Consider the following 21,959-nt stretch of genomic DNA (forward strand, 5'->3'; position numbering starts at 1 on the left):
ACAACTACCCCTTTGTAGAGATCAAACGCCCGGTATCATCAGCGGGATCATCAAAGTCGAAATCAAAACTATCCTCAAAAGTATCGACCAATTCCTTTTTTACTTCCAGCTCAAGCTCAGTTCGGGGAGCAGGTTCAGGCAGCCACGGCCCTGGAAGCGAGGTTTCCGGAATCAGGTAGGACCGGACCGTATTTTCAATAACCCGATCATTCACATCGTTCCAGTTAGCAAAGAGTCCAGAGTCTTCATCTTCCAACAAATCCCGGACCTTATCAGGATCGGCAAGTAGTGCATCGTAAAACGCCTCGGAATCAAACCAGAGAAGCTTATCTTCCTTCACTTCCTTGAGACCCATCCATTCCAGATCAACTTTATTGTCCGTTACCGGATCGCGCCACATATCGGCGAATCCCTCACGAAAAAGATCTTCGGAAGGCAGTATGGATTTGCGCAGATCGTTGTAACCATCAGTTACCAGCCCTACATTCTTTTCCATCTCAGTCACGGCGTCCATCACTCTCAAGGGCAGGCTGTCGCCGAAATTTCCATCCAGTTCGACCTTTACCCGACCCCGATCCAAGGCAAATTCACCGGGCGCACGCACTTCCTTATACCCGTCAACTGTCATCTGCGCATCCGCGCCGGGATGAGCGGTCACATTCAGTCCAAGCGCATCAAGTCCTGAACCGGGGTCCAGAACCAACCGCTCACCTATCTTGGGACTGACAGCAGTGAGACTTAGCGCCTTACCGTCGATGAGATAATAATCATCTCCGGTATAAACCGGTGAAACCAGACGGCCATCAACGACCTCGGCAGTAATCTTATCCGAAACAGAAGCGGCTCTATCGGCAATACGATTCAGCACCGTATTCCAATCATCACCCGCTTCTACATAAAAATCGATGCTCCCGGATTCGGAGCCGATTGTATAATCAATGGAATGATCGCCGGTAGTCAGGGTTGTTATGGCGTTGGCATCGAAAGATTTGCTCAAGAATTGAGATGGGCCGCCGGATGACGCTTCGGAAAGATTATAAAGCCCCTCTTCCGCCGGGCCGATAGGCTTGTTGGTGGCGTAAAGATCCAGATTGGAAATCAGATGACCGCTGCTGTCACGAAAAGAAAGTTTGTTGGCGATATCAAGAGGTAAGGTACTGTCTCCGCGGTTCTCTTCAGTAACGACGTAAGCGGTGTTCACGGAAAAAGCCAGCGCAGAACCTATGCCCAACAGATCGTCCGGATTTGAACCTACCGCGCTCTGCTTGAATATGCGCGCCTGTACCGGGAGAGAGCTTTCATTTACCGCATCACGAACCGCTTCGAGCACTTCGTCATTAGTCATCCCCTCGACAACATCGACTTCAAGTTTTTTTGAGGAAGCGCCCAACGTCATATCAAATTTATACGTACCGGCATCAAGAGCAGTTTCAGCCTCACCGCTAAAACCTCGTGAATAATAGCGGTAGTAGCGCTGCACATCGTCCTTATCAGTCAGGGACGCAGAAACATTTTTATCCAGCAGGGGATCATTGACTACAAGGCGGGAACTGCTCAGGGTAAAGCCCTGATCCGGCCAGCGGAAAGAAGCGAGAGTTTCGCTTAGTGATTTGACCTTCGACTGCACCTCCATAGCCACCGAAGGTGCGGTCAATTCATATTTATTTTTCAGTAAGGCACGGCTGAACCTTTCATCCCAGTATGAATCCGGGAAGACTCTTAGCAGGGAATCAGATTTGTTCTCCGACTCCGCTATCCTGAGATTGGTTCCGTCCAGTGTCAGTTCCGCCACAACCCTCATCTCCATAGTAAACACCGGCCATACACAAGCCCTGAGCTGGAGCTGTGGCCGGTGCCGCAGTTCTGTCCTTCATCTGTAATAATGATCGGACACTTTCGGGTTTGGCTTTACCCCTCCCGATAGTGACCAGACAGCCGGTTATGTTGCGGACCATTTGTTTCAGAAAACCGGAGCCGCAGATTTCCAGAACCATCTCCTGCGCGTTCTGACCGGGGTAGCGTTTAAAATCGTGAATTGTACGGACGGTGGATTTGATCAAAGTACCGGTATTTTGAAATGAGGAAAAATCGTGCTCACCCAGAAAATACTGCATGCCCTTATCAATTGCTTCAAAATCAAGGGGGCCGCATTTCCAGACATAGTGTCTGCGCCACGGCAGGAAAAAGTTATTTTCCAGCCACAGGGTGTAGGTATAAGTCTTGTGGACAGCATTGTAGCGGGAATGAAAATCGGAAGAAACAGGTATCGCCTGTAATACGGTCACATCATCAGGCAGCAGGGAATTAAGAGCCCTTTGCCAAAGTACCGATGCGAATCGATCTTCCACGTCAAAGTGGGCAATCTGCCCCAGCGCATGCACACCGCTATCGGTGCGCCCTGACCCGTGAACGCGGACCGGGCTGCCGGTTACGCGGGCGATGGATTTTTCAAGTTCACCCTGAACGGTGCGTAGATTCGGCTGCAGCTGCCAGCCGCAAAAGTCCGTACCGTCATAAGCGATAATAAGTTTAATTCTCTGCATTTCGGATTTCGACGCCCCTGCCGGAGCGTAATTTACTTACCTTCCAAGGGAGTCTGCAGCTTGGTCAGTTCTTCGGAGAGCTTGGCGGCTTTTTTGGGTGCGACATATCCAAGAATGGCACCGGCACTCCGTCCACGCATGCCGGACAAAATTTTGACAGCAAGGTCGGTATCTAGGGATTCTATAACCTGTGCAGCCTGCTTGGCTTTCATGGCAGTATAAACGCCGACCAGATGCTTAATCTTTTTATCCTTAAGCACATCAGCTTCAGCGATCATCTTCTTTAGACGTTTTTCAAGGGAGTTAAGCTCCGCAAGTTTTTTATCCAGATTCTGCTCAAGAGTACGCAGGGAGCGTTCCTTGCGGGCCAGTTCATCTTCCTTGGCCTTCAAAGCTTTCCAGTCTGCCTCGGGCATACCGGAGGGTCTGGCGGATTCGGTTTTAGTTTTGGAAGCTTTGTCTTTGACTTTCGGCTCTGCGGCGATTGCCTGCGGGGGAGTAACAACATCATGAACTACGTTGCTTTCCACCACAGCCTCCACAACCTGCTGCACATTCTTGGAATGGCCGCTAAGATCAAACCCGATAGAGCCGATTAGAGAGAGCTTGAAAATAGCTAGAAAAATTAAACAAACAAGGATCTTAGAAATTTTCAGGTTTGAAACGAATTGTTGCCATTTCGTCGAACTCTTTTTGTTCCTTGAGGTTTTCTTCTTCATAATATTTCTTCGCCTGATTCTCTTTTAGCTTTTCGAGCAGTTTACGATCTTTTGACTTTCTTACAGCTTCTGCCCTACATTTCTGCAAATTAAGGGCCAACTGCTTTAAACGATTCTGGATAGTATGCAAATCCTCTTTAAGGGCTAGATCATACTGCTGCCAGAGCCACATATCATTGGCTGAAAGATTCTCGTATCTTTTTTTTTGGTGGGCGGAAATCAATTCTTCAACAGTAAGGAGCTTTTTCTTCTGCTCCTGATGCAAACGCAGGGCTTCCGCAAGGGCAAGCCGGGCCTGCTCTTCTGCCTGTTCCCTGAACTCCAGAACCTTTTCTAGTTTGAAAACATAAGGTTTGGGCATACTATGAATTGATCACCGTAACAGACTATTTCTTTTCTTCGGGCTTTCCTGCCAGCCCGCAATACCCCTTATCTCCGTCAGCGAAACGCCACATCATACACATCGTGCCCTGACAGAATTTCATTTTGTCATCACTTGTCATCAGGTAAGGGCAATATTTGAATTTAGCTTCATTTTCAGAATTGAGCATGGCTACCTCGCTGCTAGTTGGAGACTACTTTTTCATAGATCAGACACTGCTTGCCCATGGCCTGCTTGACATATTCCTTGACCAGAACACCGATGCGCTCTTCACGGGTAAACTTATCGGCATACTTACCGTTTTCATAAACCTCGGGGAATTTATCTGACAGCACCGGATGTTCTTCAGCAATATGTTCGACCTGCTTTGAATATTCGGAGATATAACTGTTGATGTCCTTGTCGGACATCGCTTCGATTTCGCGCACCTTTTCGGCGAATTTTTCAGGGGACGGAAGATTATCAGATTCCATCAAACCGGTAAAAGCACGACCGAAACGTTGGCTGCCTTCAAAGATGTGCTTGGGGCGAACCACGTTCAATCCGGCCCACCCTGCGCGCAGCCATTTAAACAGATAGCTGACAGTCTGGCCGGGATTATTCTTATCCTGAATGTACAGATTCAAAGACATGGAATCGTACATATAAGTATCCATCCAGCCCATACCGCCTGAAGTCAGACCGGGGATGCCGCTGTAGAAATAATTCCACTGGTTATCATCCACTACCAGCCCCTTCATACCAACGCTGGATTTATCGATCTGCTTGGAAACGGAAAGAAAGACATCGCGGCCCTTATATTTAAGCAGAACCAACAGACGGTTCAGGTCATAGCGATAATATCCGCCGCCGAATGAATCGGGAGTGTTGACTTCAAATTCCTTACCACGCCAGACCCTCGGAGCCGCACAATCATCAAGGTATTTCCATGGCTGTACTTTTTCAGCGTAGAACTGACTGTCCTGATGCCAGCCACTGACCCGGATTACTGACGGATAAATAGCGTAGTTAGGAATTTCCGGATTGTATGTGTACTCAAGAATCCGTTTCAACCCGGCTTTAACCTGCATACGCATTGCTGCCCCGTTGGCTGAATCGCGCTTGGGAAGTTTGATAATTTCATCCGTTGCCGGAGAATCATCAACGTATTTAATTAAAGCTTGAATCTTGGACCCATCAAGATTGGACTCATTACCGTCGAGGAAGGCAAAAAGATAATCTAGACCATTGTCAACTTCTTTAGGAAGCGTTGCTTTTTTTTCATTTTTCTTTTCAGAAAAAGTAGCGCACTCGGCACCGCCGTCCATGGCAAGGACAGAAATAATCATAATCAACGTAACGGCAACAGCGCGGAATAATACCCGAAAAGACTTCGACCCCAAAGAAAAATTCATATATTGTATTCACCTTCCCGCATTATTGGTACGGGTTTTTGTTAATGTTTCCTACTCCATATTTATGCACTAATCCCCATCTTGGCAAGTCTTGCATATCTACGGAAACCTTCATCCATGCAGGAATAGGCCTGCATCAGCCCTTTACATGGCTATTGCAAAAGTAACACCTGTCGCCGCTTCATCTATAATTCAAGAATAATACACGAACTGAATCCCCTTCCAGACGGGTGTAAAATGTCAATAGTCAATTAGACGTCAAAAAGGCCGGGCGAAAATGAATTCACCCGGCCTGATGTCTTATAAATTATGATTCTATGAATTTTTCAAGTCTTCAATCAGATTATTCAGCATATTGGCAAGTTCCGACAGATTGGCCATGGCTTCTGCGGACTGTTCCATCGCGTTGAAGTTTTCGTCAGCAATGCGGTTGATTTCTGAAGTTGACATATTAATTTCCTCTGAAGCTGCGCTCTGCTCTTCCGCAGCCGTCGCAATCGAGCGGACCTGCTCCGCAACCAGATCAATGATGTCAAGGATTGAAGTCAATGCTTCCCCGGCTTCATTTACCAATGTCGTCGTAGAATCGACCATCTCGGCCGTTTCGGACATGGTATTGATCGAATTTCTTGAAGACTGCTGAATGGAACCGATAGCCTCGCCTACTTCAGATGTCGCGCTAACTGTCTTTTCTGCGAGCTTGCGCACTTCATCAGCTACAACAGCGAAACCGCGTCCAGCTTCCCCGGCCCGGGCTGCTTCAATGGCCGCATTCAGCGCCAACAGGTTCGTCTGATCAGCAATATCTGTGATAACGCTCATGACGCTGCTGATTGATTCTGCTTTTTCGCCCAACTGCCCCATTTCAGTGCTCAGCTTTTCTGATTCAACTTTAAGGTTACCTACAGAGGTTACCACTTTCTTTACAATTTCTGAACCGTGAACAGCTTCGCTCTTAGCCCGATCAGCTTCTTCTGAGCTTTTCGAGGCATTGGATGCAACCTCAAGAACGGTGGCATTCATCTCTTCCATAGCGGTGGCATTCTCGGCTGCCCGTTCCCGCTGCATTTCAGAACCGTTTCTCGATTCTTCGACATTTGCGGAAAGCTCGGTGGAAGACGAAGAGATACGCTCCACTATTTCCTCAAGTTGACCGGCGGCCTGCATCATGCCTTCGCGCTTAGCGCTTTCAGCTCTGCGAGTGGCTTCTTCAGCCTCGCCCAGAGCTTCCTCGGCCTGAACAGTTTTTTCCTCAGCTTCACGGGTCTTTTCATCAGCAAGGGAAATTGTCTTAACAAGCTCCCGCGTCATTGATTGCAGGTTATCCAACAGCTCTCGCAGTTCGGCGCGGTAAGACGCTTCTTCAGGCTCTGCATTGTAATTTCCTGCGGCAATCTCCTTGGCAAAACCGCCCATGGCATGAATTGGGCGCACAAGGCTGCGGTTAACCATCGCTGCTCCTAAAGCTCCGAAGAGAAGAGCCGCCACAGCTGCAATCATCAGCATAGTTTTATTTGCTTCCCTGGATGCCATATAAATTTCATCATGAGGAAGAAAGGCTATAAGCGTCCAGCCGGTTTCCTTGGATCTGTAAACCTCTGCGGAAAATTTATTTCCCTTAAAATCAAGAGAACCTAACCAGGCCTCCTTGGAATTATAAGCCTCTTTCAGTGCTGTGTTATCTATTTCATTAACTTTCTTAAAATTATTTTCCGGAGTCTTGGGGTCCGCCAAAATTGTTCCGTCACCTTGAACGAGAACGACAAAACCTGTTTCACCGATATTAAGATTGTTAATAATTTTTGTAAGGTCTCCAAGTGAAATATCCACCGCGGAAACACCAATAAAATTTCCGCTATTGTTTCTTATCTTGGTCACATACCCGATATTGGGAAAGCCCTCGGTTGTCATATACGCAGAAAGCAATGACGACTCCTTAGAAGAAGTCTTACCTTCCTTATACCAAGGCCTTTTACGCGGATCATAATCATTTTTTAATGTGTCGGAGCCGTCCTGTGTGTATCCACCATCTTCAAAGCCCAGATAAACATAGGCAAAAGCAGGATTGGCATCCATCAGATTATTTGCCAGCCGGTTGACCTTGATTTCTGAAGGATCTGTTGCAAACTGGGCAGGTTTTGATGGACCTTCCAATTCAAAATACTTAGTCCACTTACCTATAGCATTCTTTGTTTCATCCAGTTCAGCCACGAACCTGCTGACGTTCTCAGCTTTCTTCAATATTTCTGCAATATAGTTATTAATTAACTTAAGTTCCTGACTTGCAGTTTTCCGGTATGAATCCTCGGCAGTACTGTCAAACTGCATAGAAACAGTAAACATTACAACTGCCACAGAAATTATCATGGGCAACACAATAGCTAAGATCATCCTTGTCCTGATTCTCACGGTACTTCTCCCTGCAATAGATATAACACATAGGATCTCCAGCCTTAACTATACCTTATTTATTTTTTCTGTCTATAAGTTCGTTACCATTAATGTGTGTTTTCTGTTAATTTTTGCGGCAGGAAAAAAGGCACAAAAAAAGGCGCTCAAAAGCGCCTTCACATAATATAAAATTCAACCAAAACAGCTACTCAATCCGTATGCACTCCACCGGGCAGGAATCAATCGCCTCTTCAACACAATCGAGGTCAACCGCATCTTCTTTGATTACTTCCGCCTTTTCCCCTTCTGAATCAAGGGCAAAAACCTCCGGACAAAGTTCCACGCATGTTTCACACCCAATGCACTCATCCTGATCAATTACTACTTTTCCAGCCATAATTTGCCTCCATATCTTTCGGGAAATGACTGTATTTATTCTGAGTACGACTTAACCACAAACAACATCTTTCATGCAAGTTTTAATTCCAAAAATATATATGCTCTAGCATTTATTACTTTCACATGAACAACGGGCTTGAGGCACGCTGTGACCGGAGAAAAATTACATTAAACCGAGAAAGCCCCATGATAAAATCACGGGGCTTTTTCGGTTTAAACTACATGTGTTTCTATTCCCCGAGATAAGCCTTCTGGATATCCGGATTATTGAGAAGTTTGGACGCTTCATCTTCCATGACTACACTACCGGTTTCTAATACGTAACCTCGGTGAGCCATGCTCAACGCCACTCTGGCATTCTGTTCAACCAATATGATGGTCGTTCCCAATTTATTGATTTCACGGATAATATCAAAGATCTGCTTAACGATAAGCGGTGCCAACCCGAGGGAAGGTTCATCCAATAAAAGGACCTTAGGACGACTCATCAGTGCACGGCCGATGGCCAGCATCTGCTGCTCTCCCCCGGAAAGAGTTCCTCCTGCTTGCCTGCGCCTTTCACGCAGAATCGGAAACATGGCAAAGACTCTCTCCATATCGTCGGCTATTTCTGTATCATTGCGAAAAAAAGCTCCCATATCGAGGTTTTCCTCAATACTGAGCCGAGGAAAAATGCGCCTCCCTTCCGGGACCTGGCACAGGCCCATCGCCGGCAAACGGTCAGAAGCAATCTTATTGATACATTTTCCCTGATAGAAGACCTCTCCCGCAGTAGATTTGACTATATTGCAGATGGTCATAAGGGTCGTGGATTTTCCAGCTCCGTTTGCACCGATGATGGAGACAATCTCCCCTTCCATCGCCTTAATACTTATCCCTTTAAGGGCCTTGATGCTGCCATATCCCGCGTGGATATCACGGAGTTCTAAGATAGGTTCAGACATGACTTAATCCTTTCCAGCCTTCATTTTGCGTTTGGGAGGCAGTAGTCCCTGGGGCCTGAAAAGCATCATCAGAGTCATAACACCACCGAAAACAAGCATGCGATAAAGTTCAAAATCCCTGAATATTTCCGGCAGGGCAATCAGAGCCAGAGCGCCGAGGATAACCCCGGGAATGGACCCCATACCGCCGAGCACAACCATGGACAAAACCATCGCCGACTCAAGGAAAGTGAATGATTCAGGACTGACAAAGCGCATGCGTGCTGCATAGAAAGCCCCGGCCATACCGCCGAAACAGGCACCGGAGCAATAAGCCAGCAGCTTCATATAAAATGTGGGAATACCCATGACCTCTGCGGCGGTCTCATCCTCGCGGATTGCCTCCCACGCGCGCCCGATACGTGAATGGTTTAACCGATAGATCGCAATAATAGTGAATACTACCAGCGCCAGAATCACGTAGTAGATCAGGGAAAGTTTTTTAAGCCAGAGATGTTCAAAAGTCATCCCGTTACCGAAATCCGGCCAGTAAATCCCCGGAGCCTTGATCCCTGTTATACCGTTAGGACCATTTGTCAGACTCATCCAGTTATTGAAAACCATACGCACAATTTCCGCGAAACCGAGAGTCACAATGGCAAGATAGTCCCCGCGCATCCGCATGGAGCAATAACCGATGATACAAGCGCCGATTCCAGCCACTGCCGCGCTAAGTGGCAGACAAAGCCAAAACGACAGCTTATAGGAAACTGAAAGCAATGCGTAAGTGTAAGCTCCCAGTCCGTAGAAAGCGATATAACCGAGGTCGAGCATACCTGCCAAACCAACAACTATATTGAGTCCCAGCCCAAGGCAGATGTAAATCATGCAGTTAATGGCTACATCCTGAGCATAACGCCCGAAAAGATGCGGGTATGCCACAGCAAAGGCAAGCAGCATGAAAGCCCATACAGCGAAAGGCATAGCCGAGGTTGCTTTTTTTACCCCGCCCACTGCTGCACCGGCAGGCTTGGTTATAAAATTGAAAAAACCGATGCTGTTGAGCTGGTAGACTACGAGGATGGATGAACAGCCAAGGGCTATTTTCCACCAGACCGCAAAAGTGGTCGCCACTTCCAATCCTTCAGGCTTAACCCCAAGCAAGGGCCAGAGCAGGACGAACAACCAGATCATCCCAACGCCTAAAGAAGTCCAGTGCTTTTTAAACTCTGGTATCGTCAACGTTCTCTCCCATGATTCCTGAGGGTCTGAAATAGAGCACACCGATAAGGATCAAAAATGCAAAAACATCTTTGTATTCACCGGAGATATAACCTGCGGCAAAAATCTCGACCATGCCGATGATAAAGCCTCCGATCATCGCGCCGGTGATGTTACCTATGCCTCCAAGTACTGCGGCTGCAAAGGCCTTGATACCCGGAACAAACCCCATATCGTAACGAACTGACCCATAATAAAGGCCAACCATTATCCCGGCCGCTGCGGCCAGCCCGGCACCGATTGCAAAAGTCAGGCTGATGATGCGGTTGGAGTTGATTCCAACCAAAGCAGACATGATCTTGTCCTGCGCAGTGGAACGCATGGCCTTACCTATGCGGGTCTTGAAGACCAGAAAATTAAGGGCAACGAGCAGAAAAGCTGTCAGACTGACTATAAACAGCTGCATATATGAAAGCATGACTGTTCCGAACTCAAATCCGCCCTGAGTAAGCTCTGTCGGGTATGCGCGGTCATAAACGCCCTGAGTAAGCATAAGTCCGTTCTGCAAAAAGATAGACATACCCAATGCTGAAAGCAGCACTGAAAGTCTTGAAGAGCTACGCAGAGGTTTATAGGCGACCTTCTCCACTGCCATGGCAAGCATAGCGCAATAAGCCATCGCCAAAATTAGTGAGCCGGACAGGCAGACCCATGCGGGAGCACCCTGTGCCAGAAGGTAGCTCATAAAGATAACACCGACATAACCGCCGGCAGCAAAAAACTCCCCGTGTGCGAAGTTAATAAGCTGAATGATGCCGTACACCATGGTATACCCCAGCGCGATCAGTGCATAAACACTGCCGAGAGTAATACCGTTGATGAGTTGTTGAAAAAAATATTCCATGGAATTCCGGGGGCTGTTCGTAATGGCCCCCGTCCATTATGGACAGGGGCCGACATTTTTGGCTTCTAGTGTGCCCCCTTAAAATAAATCCTTATTTATTTTAAGGAGATCAAATTCATTTACATGAATTTTCCGGACAATCTTTAGTAGAGCTTACCGGTAACAGGGTTCCAGTAGTTGATGAACTTGCCGTTATCAACTTTACGGATGATGTAGTTGGAACCGGAGTCTCCGTTAGGCTTGAATTTGATGTGCTTGGTTGCACCGTCATAGTCGAGCTTCATGAGTTCAGCCTTTACTTTTTCAGAATCGGCGGAACCGGCGGCCTTGAGAGCCTTGAAGTATGCCATGGCGGAGTCATATGCATAACCGGAGTATGCACCGGGCTCACCATACTTAGGCTGGTACTGAGCGTAGAATTCTTTATATGCGGGAGCATTGTCATCGATGAAACCAAAAGTGAGGTAAACATCATTAGCAGCATCTTTCGCAATTTCGATCAGCTGCGGATGGTAAACCGCGTCCTGAGCAAGACGTGCAGCCTTAATACCCATGCGCTTTGCCTGAATGAGCATAAGCGCTCCGGTAGCGGAGTTCTGCATGGACATGTAATAAACATCAGGATTGACGCTTTTTACTTTGGTCAGGATAGCGGAAAAATCTTTATCGCCCTGGTTAACGTGTTCATGACCGAGAACCTTAATTCCGGCAGCTTCACACATTTTTTCAACACCGTCAGCAAGCCCCTGTGAGTATGCGGTCTTATCGTCGACGATGTATACGGACTTAGCACCGAGCTGCTCCTGCATGAACTTAAGGGCAATGGCACCCTGGTCATCATCACGTCCGCACATGCGGAACATGTAAGGAAGACCGCGGGAAGTAACTTTTTCATTAGTGGAGGCCGGGGTAATCATGATGATTGATTCTTCATCAAGAACTTCGGAAGCGGGCAGAGTCGCACTGGAGCAGTAAGAACCAACAACAGCGTTCGCTTCTTCATTAATCAGTTTGTTTGCGGTTGCCACAGCCTGACGGGGTTCGCATGCGGTATCCTGAGGAAGAACCTCTATGTTATCAAAACCGGGAATTCCGCCGTTGGCTTTAACAACTTCAACAGCTGTAAGCACGCCGTTTTTAATGTCGTTACCGTCAGCTGCGTAAGGACCGGTCAGCGGCCCCATGGTTCCGACCTTGAGGGTTTTCGCGAATACCATACCTGCGCTCAGCGTGAGAATTGCTGCCACAAGTAAAGCTGTAATGATAGAACGTTTCATAAAAAAGAGCCTCCCTAAAGTGAATAAGGTTAGTTACCCAGATATGCCTCAATTACAGCAGGATTTTTCTGAATTTCTTCAGGGTTACCCTTTGCAATCATCACTCCGTGATCAAGGACCACCAGACGCTGGCAGATACCCATGACAACCTTCATGTCATGTTCCACCATAAGTACGTTGATACCCCTTTCGGAAATTTTGCGGATTGTTTCCATCAGCTCGGCACTTTCAGCCGGGTTAAGGCCGGCAGCGGGTTCATCAAGGAGAATGGAACTAGGTTCTGAAGCCAGTGCCCTCGCAATTTCGAGTCGCCTTTGATGCCCGTATGGAAGACTGGACGCAACCTCGTCAGCATAGTCTTCCAACTCCGCGAAACGGAGCTCTTCCATGGCTTTCGCCTTGATACGCTGCTCTTCCTTCTTCTGAGCGGGAGTGCGAAAAATGGCGCCGAAGATCCCGCACGAAGAGCGGGAATGCTGGGCAACCATTACGTTTTCAAGAGCTGTCATGTTCTGGAAAAGACGGATATTCTGAAAAGTTCTGGCGATACCTTTATGAAGTACCTGATACGGCTTAAGCCCGGTGAGATTCTCACCATTGTACTCCACGTGTCCCCCGGAAGCTGAATAGACCCCGGTTATCACGTTAAAGATTGTGGTCTTACCTGCGCCATTAGGGCCGATAAGCCCCATAATTTCCCCCGGCATGAGAGAGAAGTTAACCTCTGCCAAAGCCTGCAGCCCACCAAAGCGGACGCTCACGTCGTGTAAATGAAGTTCTGCCATATTGGACATACCTATACACATTATTCTTCTTGAAATCAAGCCGGAATACGTTTTTTATTCCTTACTAGCTCAACCTAAAGAATTAATATTCGCAACAACAATGTTTTACTGTAACTTAAACTGTATTACTGATTGCATAATCAACATACATACTAAATTTATAGCAACAGAGTCGATAACTTGATTAAAGAAAAGCAGAACTCGAATTTAACTATATTCTGAATTCTAGAGCTTTTCTCTAATATTAGTATCCACAGCAACCGATTCACATTTGATCATACATATTATAACATGTAATAAAAGCATTTTTTTGCTTACAAATTTGTCCATATATTTAGCATTATTTTCCATATTTGGCTAATTTAGCCTCTACCGAACGCCTCTTTCACTTACGCTAACATTTAATCTCTTAAATCAAGCTTTTCATGAATATCATTCGAGTATTTTAATTAATTGCAGCATAACAACTTTCATGCCCGCGCAAATATCTTCTCACTTATGTTAATTATATGGGAAAAAATTTTATTCTGTTGGATTATTTTAAAAAAAAATGACCCTGCCCGCATTGCGGACAGGGTCATTATATTCTTCAAATAAATGAAGTGAATAGGCTTAAACGGCCTACCAGCTATCATCACCGAAGGGATCAGAACCGAAGCCGAAATCTTCAGTGGGTGCGCCACCGGTTTCGGGAGCGCCAGCGGATGCACCGGCTGCAGGAGCCGCGCCTTCAGCAACAGCACCGGCTGCAACGGTTACAACACCGTTCTTTTTAACATCTTCGATCATCTTGAGGAGTTCATCAACTTTGCCGATGTACTCTTCAACTTTTACCTGAGAAGTAACGAGGACTTTATCGCCTTCGTCCTTACCAGCAGCTTCAAAAGCTTCACACTTGCCTTTGTATTCAGCCATGGCTTTTTCGGTTTCACCGAGTTTGCCTTCAGCTGCAGCAAGTTTGGTTTCCAGATCCTGAACTTTAGCAGCCTGTTCAGTGATAGTGGAACGGTATTCAGCGAGCTTTGCGAAGATAGCATCAACCTGGATCATTACATCGCCGGGCAGTGAGCCAACGGAAACGTTATCACCGAGGCCGGTAACCTGACCGGTTTTCATTTTAGCCAGTTCAGGATGCTGTTCGTAAATCCATGCTTTTGCAAGTGCTGCTGCAAAAGGTTCGAATTCGGCATCAATGTCTTTCTGAGTCATGTAACCCAGAAGTTCCTGTACAGAGTTGTTGCTTTCGCCACCCTTGATATAGGACACAAAAGTGCTCATGGGGAAAGTTTTGCGTGCTTCAGACATGGTTAGTTCCTCCTTGCTCTATTACAGAGTAAAAGTCTTTTCTTCACGGACCGGCATGGGCAGACGGCCGATGTATCTTGCATAAGTTAAAGCTGCGGTCCTGTAGACAAGGTGTCCAAGCTTGGACCAGGGCAGATAGACAAACATCATGAATACGGCGATCAAGTGCACGTAGTACATGGGATATGCGAGAACTGCGACGCCGAGAAGACGCAGGAGTTCGCACATTACGCCGGTACCGGCGATAGTCCAGATCAGACCGAGCAGGTACCAGTCATAATAGCTGGAACCGTGTACGGACTGGTCCTGATTCAAACGACGTTTGGTGAGCAGTACCAGAGAATAAACCAGCAGTACTGCGCCAACGTTAGCAAGAATCTTGACCGGGTGCCACAGCGGCATGGGAGTGTGTCCTATATGACCGAGGAAAGGAATAATTTTTCCACCCCAGTGAGTTACAGCAACCACACCAGTTACCACCATCAGGCAGATGAAAGCGAGCATGATGAAGCGGTGACCGTTGAACTTCTGTTCATCAGCTTCGTCTGTTTCGCCACATTCTTTCCACTTTGAGTGAGTCAGCAGTTCGTTTTTGCAAACGTCAATGAAACACTCAAGCAGGCTGGGCTTTTCAGATTTGTCACCTACAGCAAATACCTTCGGTTGATCTTTAAATGATGCAATAAGGTTCTTCACTCCTTTATAGAAGGTCCAAGCCATAAAGCCGAAGGCAATCATGAAGATCGGGTCAATAGTAAAATCGCCGGGGAACAGATGTCCGTAGACAATTTCACCATCTTTAAGAGGGAAGAAGGAACCGCGCACTCCCGCCATGATAAACCAGATGACCATATAGATCGCTGCCGGAATAGCAATAAGCTTGGGCAAGTGCTTGGGAGAAGCCATCCATTTACCGAAAATGGAGGGGGTTACCATCTTCTGATAGGCCATGTTACGCAGTGCTGCGAGCAAGTCTGCTGGACGAGCGCCACGGGGGCACAGGTCTGAGCACTGACCGCAGTTGTGACACAACCATATATCAATGTCGTTAACGAGTTTATCTTTGAGGCCCCACTGAGCCCAAACCATTTCCTTACGCGGGTAAGGATTATCAGCAGGCGACAGGGGACATGCTACAGAGCAGGTTGCGCACTGATAGCACTTCTTCAGGCTTTCGCCACCGACTTCCTGCAGTTCTTTGATGAACTTCAGATCCGGTTTAATGCGAATATCTTTATCCATATCGCGTCTACCTCCTAGTAGCCCTTGAACGGGTTAGGACCGATCTTGATCATCTCATTAACAAAGTTATCGATCATATCGGGAACTTTGTCGTATTCATCGATGGCAAGCTCAGCCTGAACAACACGCTCGGGTTCAACGCCAAGTCTGTTCAGAGAATCAGCGACGTTTTCCATGCGGCGGTTACAAAGCTCAGAACCCTTAACAAAGTGGCACTGGTAGTCTTCGCCGTATTTACAACCGAGCAGAAGAACTCCATCAACACCTTTTGACATTGCATCAGCAATCCAGATGGTGTTTACAGAGCCGAGGCAACGGACAGGAACGACACGAACATAGGGGGACCAGCCTTTACCGCGCATTGCTGCCATATCGAGTGCCGGGTAGGCATCGTTTTCGCAGGCCAATACGATAAAGCGGGGACCACCGACTTCCATATCATCAGGTACATCAACCTGTTTAATCATGGAGCCGATCATATCGATATTATAGTTGTCGAATCCGATTACGCGCTCAGGGCAGGCACCCATACAGGTACCGCAACGGCGGCAACGAGACGGATTCGGCATTGGTGTTCCTTTTTCATCATCATCAAGTGCGCCGAAAGGACATTCTTCGGTACAACGCTTACACTGTGTGCAGCGCATGAAATTGAAAACAGGATAGGTGTTATCACCGGAACGGGGATGTACAGAAACGCCGTGGTTAGCAGAGTTAATACACTGAACCGCTTTCAGTACAGCACCGGCTGCATCCTCACGGGCCAGTCCCATAGACATGGGCTGACGCACACAACCGGCGGCATAGATACCGGTACGGCGTGTTTCGTAGGGGAAGCAGATGTAGTTGGAGTCTGCATAACCGTCGAACTGCTTGAGATCGGGGAATGCGGGACCCTGTCTGTAAACGAGGTTGATGGTCGGATCATGCGCGGTGGTGGGAACCATACCGGTAGGAACAACGACCAGTTCAGCTTCGATTTCAATATTTTCGCCCAGCAGGGTATTTTTGGCGGAGATGACCATTCCGGCGCCCTCTTCCTTGATGGAAGTAACGGAACCCTTGGTCAGCATAACACCGGGATTATCCTGTGCTGCGCGATAGTAACGCTCGTTAACACCAGGCACCATCATGTGATCATAGATGATGTAGGCAATAGCGTCTTCATTCTTTTCGCGTACGTAGTTAGCCTGTTTAAGAGCAACAAGGCTGTTAAGCTCAGAGCTGTAAGGAAGATGTTTGTAGGATTCCATGTCTTCGTAGACGAAATCCTCTTCTTCTTCACCTTCAGCAGCTTCGGCAGCGGCTGCATCGTCAGCTGCAATCTGCTCATCAGAGCGATTAGCGTATGCTTCTTCTTCAGCAGCAAACTGCTTTTCGCTGAGGCGGGTATCAAGAACGAAAGCAACGGACTTTGCAGTCATTTTGCCTTGCTTGACCATAGCTTCAAATTCAGCAGCAGTCACAACTCTGGAAGAACCGTAGCCCATGGGCTCTACATATTTAGTATCCTGGGGAACCCAACCGGTTGCCAGAACACAAGCACCCACAGCCATCTCTTCAACATTGCCACCGACTTTAACTTTAGCAGTATATTTACCGGGAGCGCCTTCGAGAGCCTCAAGCTGTGAGGAGGTCAGCACTTTGATTCTGGAATTGGACTGAACTTCAGAGATCAGCGCGTCAATTCCGGTTTCATGTGCTTCAGTGTAGGGGTAGGAAAGGGGAAATGTTTTATACATTCCGGCAGCCTTACCACCGAGGTTGGCTTCCTTTTCCACCAAAATTACGTCGTGATTGGTCTTGGCAGCGTAAAGAGCTGCGGTAAGACCGGTGAAACCGCCACCCATAACCATAACGACTTTAGTAGCGTCAAAGGCCTGGGATTCCCGCTCATTTGTTTTGAGCAGTTTGGTTACGCCCATCTTGACGTATTCGTTTGCCATTATTTTGAGGAGCTCAGGAACTTCGCCGTTAGGATCTGGCATGGTGCCGTCGGGATTCCTGAAAACCTTGATGCACTGTTCACGCAAGTTGACTCGTTCGACTGCAACATTGTCAAAGTCGAAAATATCCCAGTCAACGCGGGGGCTAGTGCCGCAGATACATACTGCGTCAACGTTGCCAGCGTCGATATCTTCCTGAATGAGCTTTCTTCCTTCCTCGCTGTTAAGACGCGGGTGCACCTTTACGACGGAACAGTCGTTCGCGTAAACGCGACCAACAAATTCAGCCATTTCTTCAGCGTTCAGGTAAGGAGATACGCTCGCTTGGTCGAAATAAACACCGATTTTTTCGGGCATGTCGACTTACCTCCCTATCACCGTTTGGATCGCTTTGAGAGCGGCAGCAGTACCTGACTGGGCTGTCTTCATGACATCCAGAGGCTGCTTTGCACACCCGGCAGCGAAAATGCCTTGTTCTTCACCGCCGACAATAAAGCCCTGATCGTCAATCTGTACGCCGGAAGGAACCGGGGTACCAGCAAGACTGGGCTGCATACCGGTGGCAAGCACTACGAGATCATGCTCGTTCTGGGCCTTGATACCGGTTTCAGCATCCTCAACTGTGACGAGAACGTTGCCGGAACCGGATTCTTCGATAACTTCAGCGACCTTACCTTTAACGGCATTGATCTTGTCATCGGAAAGAATGCGTTTGGCAAACTTATCGTAACGGCCCGGAGTACGCAGGTCGATGTAGTAAATGGTGACCTTTGCATCAGGGAACTGATCACGAACATATGCAGCCTGCTTCAGGGAAGCCATGCAGCAGATGTAGGAACAGAAGTTGAGGTGATTTTCATCGCGGGAACCCGCACACTGTACGAATGCGATGTTTTTGGGCTGTGCACCGTCAGAGGGGCGCACAATCTTACCATCGGTAGGTCCGCTGGGAGCTGCAAGTCTTTCCATCGCCATGTTGGAAATACAGTTCTTTACGGTACCTGCACCGAGGTTGGAAAGTTTGGTAACATCGTAAGGCTTCCAGCCGGTAGCGTAGACGATGGAACCTACGTTGAGAGTAATGACCTTTTCCTCATCTTTAAGGTCGATAACATCGACACCTTCGAGGAGTTTGAGGTCATCATCAGTGCAATTTTCTTTTTCTAAAACATACCTTGCGGGGAAAGCAAAAGGTACGTCAGTATAAAGAGCCTTGCGGTCGCAGAGCTTGAACTCGAATTCATCACTGATGTCGTTAGACAGTTTCTCAATGACTTCGGTAAGATCAACACTTCCGGGACCTACATATCTGGGCTTGATACGGACCTTGACGTCATAATTGCCTTTGGAACCGCTGATGGATTCCACTTCAGCCAAGGTAAAGAACTTTACGTTCTTATTGTTTTTGATTCTCTGAAACTGAATCTCCAATCCGCAGGAAGGAGGACACAGCTTCGGAAAATATTTATTCAGCTGCATCACCCGGCCACCCAGATACGGCGCCTTCTCTACGATGAAGACTTCATGGCCTACTTCAGCGGCTTCGAGAGCAGCAGTAATACCGCTGAACCCGCCGCCTACAACAAGTATGCTATTTGACATTCTCTATCCTCCTGAACTCTTTGAGGCCCTTAGCCATAAAATGGCCCAAACCCGGACACCGACCTTAGGTCGCAATACGGATTCAGACCATTTCAGTGCAAGCCGTAAAAGAACGGCTGCGGGCTTTAAGCCCGCAGCCGCATATAGTCATTCCCGGCTTAGGTGGGGATGATCTGGTGGTATGCTTTTTTGAAGACGGTAGTTTCGCCTTTTTCAACGTCATACTTGGAGTTGACGAAGCATTTCCACTTGGAGTCATCGAGACCCATGAAGTCACCACGGTAGTAGAAACCGGGGTAACGGGACTCTTCACGGAATTCAATGTGCTGCATGTGCAGGCGTACAGTCCACAGTCTGTGGAACTGTTCCCAACAGCGCATGAGTTCGTGGAGGTCACGAGCAGCCAGTTTGTGAGAATCTTCTTCGAGCATTTCGAGAAGATGGAAACCGGTGTGCAGCAGGGATTTAGAGGTAACGTACATGGTACCAACACCACCACCGTATTCATCAGTTGCCTTAACAAGACGCATCATGAAGTTTTTGGGAGTGATGTAATTGGGGTTAACTACGGGGTCGGTAGAGATTCCTTTACCTGCTTCGTAGGTGTACCAAGGCTGGTAGATTTCTTTAGCGAGATCAGCAGCATTTTCTTTCAGAGTGGGTTTGAAGTCCTTGTGGTCAGCAACCCAGCGTACCATCTGCTTACCAACGATACGGCCTTCAGCGTGAGAACCGGAAGAGAACTTGTGACCGGATGCGCCAACACCGTCAGCACAGGTCCAGAGGCCGTTAACGGTGGTCATACGGTTGTAGACTTTACCGTTGTCAGCTTTAACTTTGTAATCTTCGGGAACCCAGTCTTCGTCCGGACCGGAAGTCCAGATACCGCAGCAACCGGAGTGAGAACCGAGGAGGTAAGGCTCGGTGGGCATGATTTCGGAACCGGAGTTTTCAGGTTCGATGTTCTGACAAGCCCAGAGGTTAGCCTGACCAACACACATGTCGAGGAAATCTTCCCATGCTTCAGATTCGAGGTGTTTCTGTTCAGCGGGGGAGAGTTCTGCGAAAGTGTTCTGCAGTGCGGTAGCGGTATCCATGTAGATGGGGCCGCGGCCTTCACGCATTTCACGGAGCATCATGTGGTTACGCAGACAGGTCGGGATAACGTGACCTTTAGCGTAGCCGCGATCTTCGTAAGGCTTGAGCATTGCGCGGTTAGTTTCGCAGTAGTCTTCGCCTTTGTAGTTGGTTGCTTTAGCTTTGAAGAGCAGGAACCATGCGCCAACCGGACCGTAACCGTCTTTAAAACGAGCGGGTACGAAGCGGTTTTCCATCATGGTCATTTCAGCGCCAACCTGTGCACACATGGTGTAGGTGGAACCAGCGTTCCATACGGGATACCATGCACGACCCATACCTTCACCAGTGGAGCGAGGACGGTAAACGTTTACAGCACCACCGCAAGCTACAACAGCTGCGTTACATTTGAAAACATATACTTTGTTTTCACGAGTGGAGAAACCTACAGCACCAGCGATACGGTTGGGTTCGTTGGCATCAAGAAGCATCTTAACGATGAAGATACGTTCCATGTAGTTATCTTCGCCGAGAGCCATTTTAGCAGCTTCAGCAACGATACATTTGTAGGACTCACCGTTGATCATCATCTGCCAGCGACCGGAACGAACGCAAGCGTCGCCGTTACGCAGGGAGAGACCAGCTGCTTTAGCAGCTGCACCGTCGAGGTTCTTACCGTCTTTTTTGATCCAGCAGGGAAGGCCCCACTCTTCAAAAAGGTGAACGGAATCATCAACGTGACGGCCGAGGTCAAAAATAAGGTCTTCACGAACGAGGCCCATGAGGTCAGTACGAACCATGCGTACGTAGTCATCAGCGTCATTTTCGCCAAGGTATGTGTTGATAGCGGAAAGACCCTGTGCAACAGCACCGGAACGTTCCATAGCAGCTTTATCGAGAAGCATGATGGACATATCGCCACCAACTTTTTCGATCCAACGGCATGCTTCATAAGCAACACCGCAGTTACCCATACCACCACCGACGAGGAGCAGGTCGACGTCTTTTTCTATAAGCTCAGGTTCTGCGAGAGCAACACCTTTAGAAGCTTCTTTACTAGGGAGAAGAGGCATGTTTCCTCCTTAATTAGGTTTTAGATTACGTGAATTAATACACCTAAGCCAATGCTTAGCAGTGATTAATCCAGATCCTTCCAAGCTGTGGTCTTGTCAGCATCAGCAACGTCAAACTTCTGTCCGAGAACTTCTTTGGGCTTAGCCAGTTCAGTTTCGGTGAAGAGGAGTTCGCTGTCGAGATCGCCCGGCTCGGGTTTACCTTCATAAGGTTTGATAGAACCTTCAGCGGTAGTGCGGATGGGGAACTTGAAGCGTTTTACGTTTCCATTACGGAATTTAACGGTCCACATGATGTCTTCAGCGGAACGCATGGGGATAGAAGTACCGCCCATGGGTGCGAAGTCACCGTAGGGACGTGCTTCGATAGCGCCCTGGGGACAAATTTTAACGCAGGAGTAACACTCCCAGCATCCTTCGGGTTCCTGGTTGTAAGCCCGCATTTCTTCGGGATCCAGGATCATCAGATCGTTAGGGCAGATGTACATGCAGGCGGTCTTTTCGCCACCTTTACAGCCATCACACTTTTCCGGATTGACAAAGGTCGGCATACCTAGTCCTCCTAAAAGGGTTTAATGTTATCAATCACCGACATCCTATAACCATTTATAATCTTGCCTAATGTTCAAGGCTCGTGAAATTAGTAACTATCAAGCCCCACACACGGTGTCAAGACGAAAGTGAAATTTAGAACAAGCTAATCTCAAGTCCGCAATACAAATGGTTCTGAAACACTGTTGCCAGTTCACGATGCCGCAAAAAACAGCACCGGTCTT

19 protein-coding genes are annotated in these 21,959 nt (G+C 47.8%); all 19 read right to left on the reverse strand.

Translation table 11 applies throughout. The features are described 5' to 3' along the window. Positions 1–4: 4 nt before the first annotated feature. Positions 5–1,807: a hypothetical protein gene (locus ACKU35_RS02605; protein WP_319762856.1), complete on the reverse strand. Its 1,803-nt coding sequence runs from the start codon at positions 1,805–1,807 to the stop codon at positions 5–7. Beyond that, complete coding sequence (truA, locus tag ACKU35_RS02610; RefSeq protein WP_319762858.1) at positions 1,731–2,543, reverse strand: tRNA pseudouridine(38-40) synthase TruA; 813 nt, start codon at positions 2,541–2,543, stop codon at positions 1,731–1,733. The genes ACKU35_RS02605 and truA overlap by 77 nt, the downstream gene beginning before the upstream one ends. Positions 2,544–2,575: 32 nt before the next feature. After that, complete coding sequence (locus tag ACKU35_RS02615; RefSeq protein WP_319762860.1) at positions 2,576–3,262, reverse strand: hypothetical protein; 687 nt, start codon at positions 3,260–3,262, stop codon at positions 2,576–2,578. Further along, complete coding sequence (gene fliJ, locus ACKU35_RS02620) at positions 3,186–3,623, reverse strand: flagellar export protein FliJ (RefSeq protein WP_319762862.1); 438 nt, start codon at positions 3,621–3,623, stop codon at positions 3,186–3,188. Before fliJ ends, ACKU35_RS02615 begins: the two co-directional genes overlap by 77 nt. Before the next feature lie 25 nt (positions 3,624–3,648). Beyond that, entirely contained in the window at positions 3,649–3,813 is a 165-nt protein-coding gene (locus ACKU35_RS02625; protein WP_319762863.1) for a hypothetical protein, read from the reverse strand. A 13-nt stretch (positions 3,814–3,826) separates the two neighbouring features. Beyond that, the gene (locus ACKU35_RS02630; protein ID WP_319762865.1) at positions 3,827–5,038 is read right to left on the reverse strand and encodes a hypothetical protein; all 1,212 of its coding nucleotides are present in this window, start codon (positions 5,036–5,038) and stop codon (positions 3,827–3,829) included. Between the two features lie 315 nt (positions 5,039–5,353). Beyond that, entirely contained in the window at positions 5,354–7,447 is a 2,094-nt protein-coding gene (locus ACKU35_RS02635; protein ID WP_319762867.1) for a methyl-accepting chemotaxis protein, read from the reverse strand. Between the two features lie 187 nt (positions 7,448–7,634). Continuing rightward, on the reverse strand, positions 7,635–7,826 hold the full coding sequence (locus tag ACKU35_RS02640) for a ferredoxin (protein ID WP_319762869.1): 192 nt from the start codon (positions 7,824–7,826) through the stop codon (positions 7,635–7,637). A gap of 232 nt (positions 7,827–8,058) precedes the next feature. Beyond that, complete coding sequence (locus ACKU35_RS02645) at positions 8,059–8,772, reverse strand: ABC transporter ATP-binding protein (protein ID WP_319762871.1); 714 nt, start codon at positions 8,770–8,772, stop codon at positions 8,059–8,061. Positions 8,773–8,775: 3 nt separating this feature from the next. Beyond that, positions 8,776–9,945, reverse strand: coding sequence for an ABC transporter permease subunit (locus tag ACKU35_RS02650; protein ID WP_319762873.1), 1,170 nt, complete (start codon positions 9,943–9,945; stop codon positions 8,776–8,778). A 28-nt stretch (positions 9,946–9,973) separates the two neighbouring features. Next, a complete protein-coding gene (locus ACKU35_RS02655) occupies positions 9,974–10,876 on the reverse strand; it encodes a branched-chain amino acid ABC transporter permease (RefSeq protein WP_319762875.1) in 903 nt (300 codons plus the stop codon). Between the two features lie 143 nt (positions 10,877–11,019). After that, positions 11,020–12,153 carry a branched-chain amino acid ABC transporter substrate-binding protein gene (locus ACKU35_RS02660; RefSeq protein ID WP_319762877.1) on the reverse strand — a complete coding sequence of 378 codons (1,134 nt, stop codon included), beginning with the start codon at positions 12,151–12,153 and terminating at the stop codon, positions 11,020–11,022. 29 nt (positions 12,154–12,182) lie between these two features. After that, the gene (locus ACKU35_RS02665; protein WP_319762879.1) at positions 12,183–12,938 is read right to left on the reverse strand and encodes an ABC transporter ATP-binding protein; all 756 of its coding nucleotides are present in this window, start codon (positions 12,936–12,938) and stop codon (positions 12,183–12,185) included. A gap of 621 nt (positions 12,939–13,559) precedes the next feature. Beyond that, entirely contained in the window at positions 13,560–14,243 is a 684-nt protein-coding gene (locus ACKU35_RS02670) for a hypothetical protein (protein WP_319762881.1), read from the reverse strand. A 21-nt stretch (positions 14,244–14,264) separates the two neighbouring features. Further along, entirely contained in the window at positions 14,265–15,485 is a 1,221-nt protein-coding gene (gene qmoC / locus ACKU35_RS02675; RefSeq protein ID WP_319762883.1) for a quinone-interacting membrane-bound oxidoreductase complex subunit QmoC, read from the reverse strand. Between the two features lie 14 nt (positions 15,486–15,499). Beyond that, the gene (locus ACKU35_RS02680; RefSeq protein WP_319762885.1) at positions 15,500–17,788 is read right to left on the reverse strand and encodes a hydrogenase iron-sulfur subunit; all 2,289 of its coding nucleotides are present in this window, start codon (positions 17,786–17,788) and stop codon (positions 15,500–15,502) included. A gap of 6 nt (positions 17,789–17,794) precedes the next feature. Next, complete coding sequence (locus ACKU35_RS02685; protein ID WP_319762886.1) at positions 17,795–19,033, reverse strand: FAD-dependent oxidoreductase; 1,239 nt, start codon at positions 19,031–19,033, stop codon at positions 17,795–17,797. A gap of 158 nt (positions 19,034–19,191) precedes the next feature. Then, on the reverse strand, positions 19,192–21,183 hold the full coding sequence (aprA, locus tag ACKU35_RS02690; RefSeq protein ID WP_319762888.1) for an adenylyl-sulfate reductase subunit alpha: 1,992 nt from the start codon (positions 21,181–21,183) through the stop codon (positions 19,192–19,194). 65 nt (positions 21,184–21,248) lie between these two features. Then, positions 21,249–21,734: an adenylyl-sulfate reductase subunit beta gene (aprB, locus tag ACKU35_RS02695; protein WP_319762890.1), complete on the reverse strand. Its 486-nt coding sequence runs from the start codon at positions 21,732–21,734 to the stop codon at positions 21,249–21,251. Positions 21,735–21,959: the final 225 nt, after the last annotated feature.

This window comes from Maridesulfovibrio sp., from assembly GCF_963676065.1.
Classification (GTDB): Bacteria; Desulfobacterota; Desulfovibrionia; order Desulfovibrionales; family Desulfovibrionaceae; genus Maridesulfovibrio.

Excerpts from the sequence above, each read along its gene's own strand:
- ACKU35_RS02605 (WP_319762856.1), bottom strand. The coding sequence starts at position 1,807 with ATGGAGATGAGGGTTGTGGCGGAACTGACACTGGACGGAACCAATCTC.
- truA (WP_319762858.1), bottom strand. The coding sequence starts at position 2,543 with ATGCAGAGAATTAAACTTATTATCGCTTATGACGGTACGGACTTTTGC.
- ACKU35_RS02615 (WP_319762860.1), bottom strand. The coding sequence starts at position 3,262 with ATGAAGAAGAAAACCTCAAGGAACAAAAAGAGTTCGACGAAATGGCAA.
- fliJ (WP_319762862.1), bottom strand. The coding sequence starts at position 3,623 with ATGCCCAAACCTTATGTTTTCAAACTAGAAAAGGTTCTGGAGTTCAGG.
- ACKU35_RS02625 (WP_319762863.1), bottom strand. The coding sequence starts at position 3,813 with ATGCTCAATTCTGAAAATGAAGCTAAATTCAAATATTGCCCTTACCTG.
- ACKU35_RS02630 (WP_319762865.1), bottom strand. The coding sequence starts at position 5,038 with ATGAATTTTTCTTTGGGGTCGAAGTCTTTTCGGGTATTATTCCGCGCT.
- ACKU35_RS02640 (WP_319762869.1), bottom strand. The coding sequence starts at position 7,826 with ATGGCTGGAAAAGTAGTAATTGATCAGGATGAGTGCATTGGGTGTGAA.
- ACKU35_RS02645 (WP_319762871.1), bottom strand. The coding sequence starts at position 8,772 with ATGTCTGAACCTATCTTAGAACTCCGTGATATCCACGCGGGATATGGC.
- ACKU35_RS02650 (WP_319762873.1), bottom strand. The coding sequence starts at position 9,945 with ATGATCTGGTTGTTCGTCCTGCTCTGGCCCTTGCTTGGGGTTAAGCCT.
- ACKU35_RS02655 (WP_319762875.1), bottom strand. The coding sequence starts at position 10,876 with ATGGAATATTTTTTTCAACAACTCATCAACGGTATTACTCTCGGCAGT.
- ACKU35_RS02660 (WP_319762877.1), bottom strand. The coding sequence starts at position 12,153 with ATGAAACGTTCTATCATTACAGCTTTACTTGTGGCAGCAATTCTCACG.
- ACKU35_RS02665 (WP_319762879.1), bottom strand. The coding sequence starts at position 12,938 with ATGGCAGAACTTCATTTACACGACGTGAGCGTCCGCTTTGGTGGGCTG.
- ACKU35_RS02670 (WP_319762881.1), bottom strand. The coding sequence starts at position 14,243 with ATGTCTGAAGCACGCAAAACTTTCCCCATGAGCACTTTTGTGTCCTAT.
- qmoC (WP_319762883.1), bottom strand. The coding sequence starts at position 15,485 with ATGGATAAAGATATTCGCATTAAACCGGATCTGAAGTTCATCAAAGAA.
- ACKU35_RS02680 (WP_319762885.1), bottom strand. The coding sequence starts at position 17,788 with ATGCCCGAAAAAATCGGTGTTTATTTCGACCAAGCGAGCGTATCTCCT.
- ACKU35_RS02685 (WP_319762886.1), bottom strand. The coding sequence starts at position 19,033 with ATGTCAAATAGCATACTTGTTGTAGGCGGCGGGTTCAGCGGTATTACT.
- aprA (WP_319762888.1), bottom strand. The coding sequence starts at position 21,183 with ATGCCTCTTCTCCCTAGTAAAGAAGCTTCTAAAGGTGTTGCTCTCGCA.
- aprB (WP_319762890.1), bottom strand. The coding sequence starts at position 21,734 with ATGCCGACCTTTGTCAATCCGGAAAAGTGTGATGGCTGTAAAGGTGGC.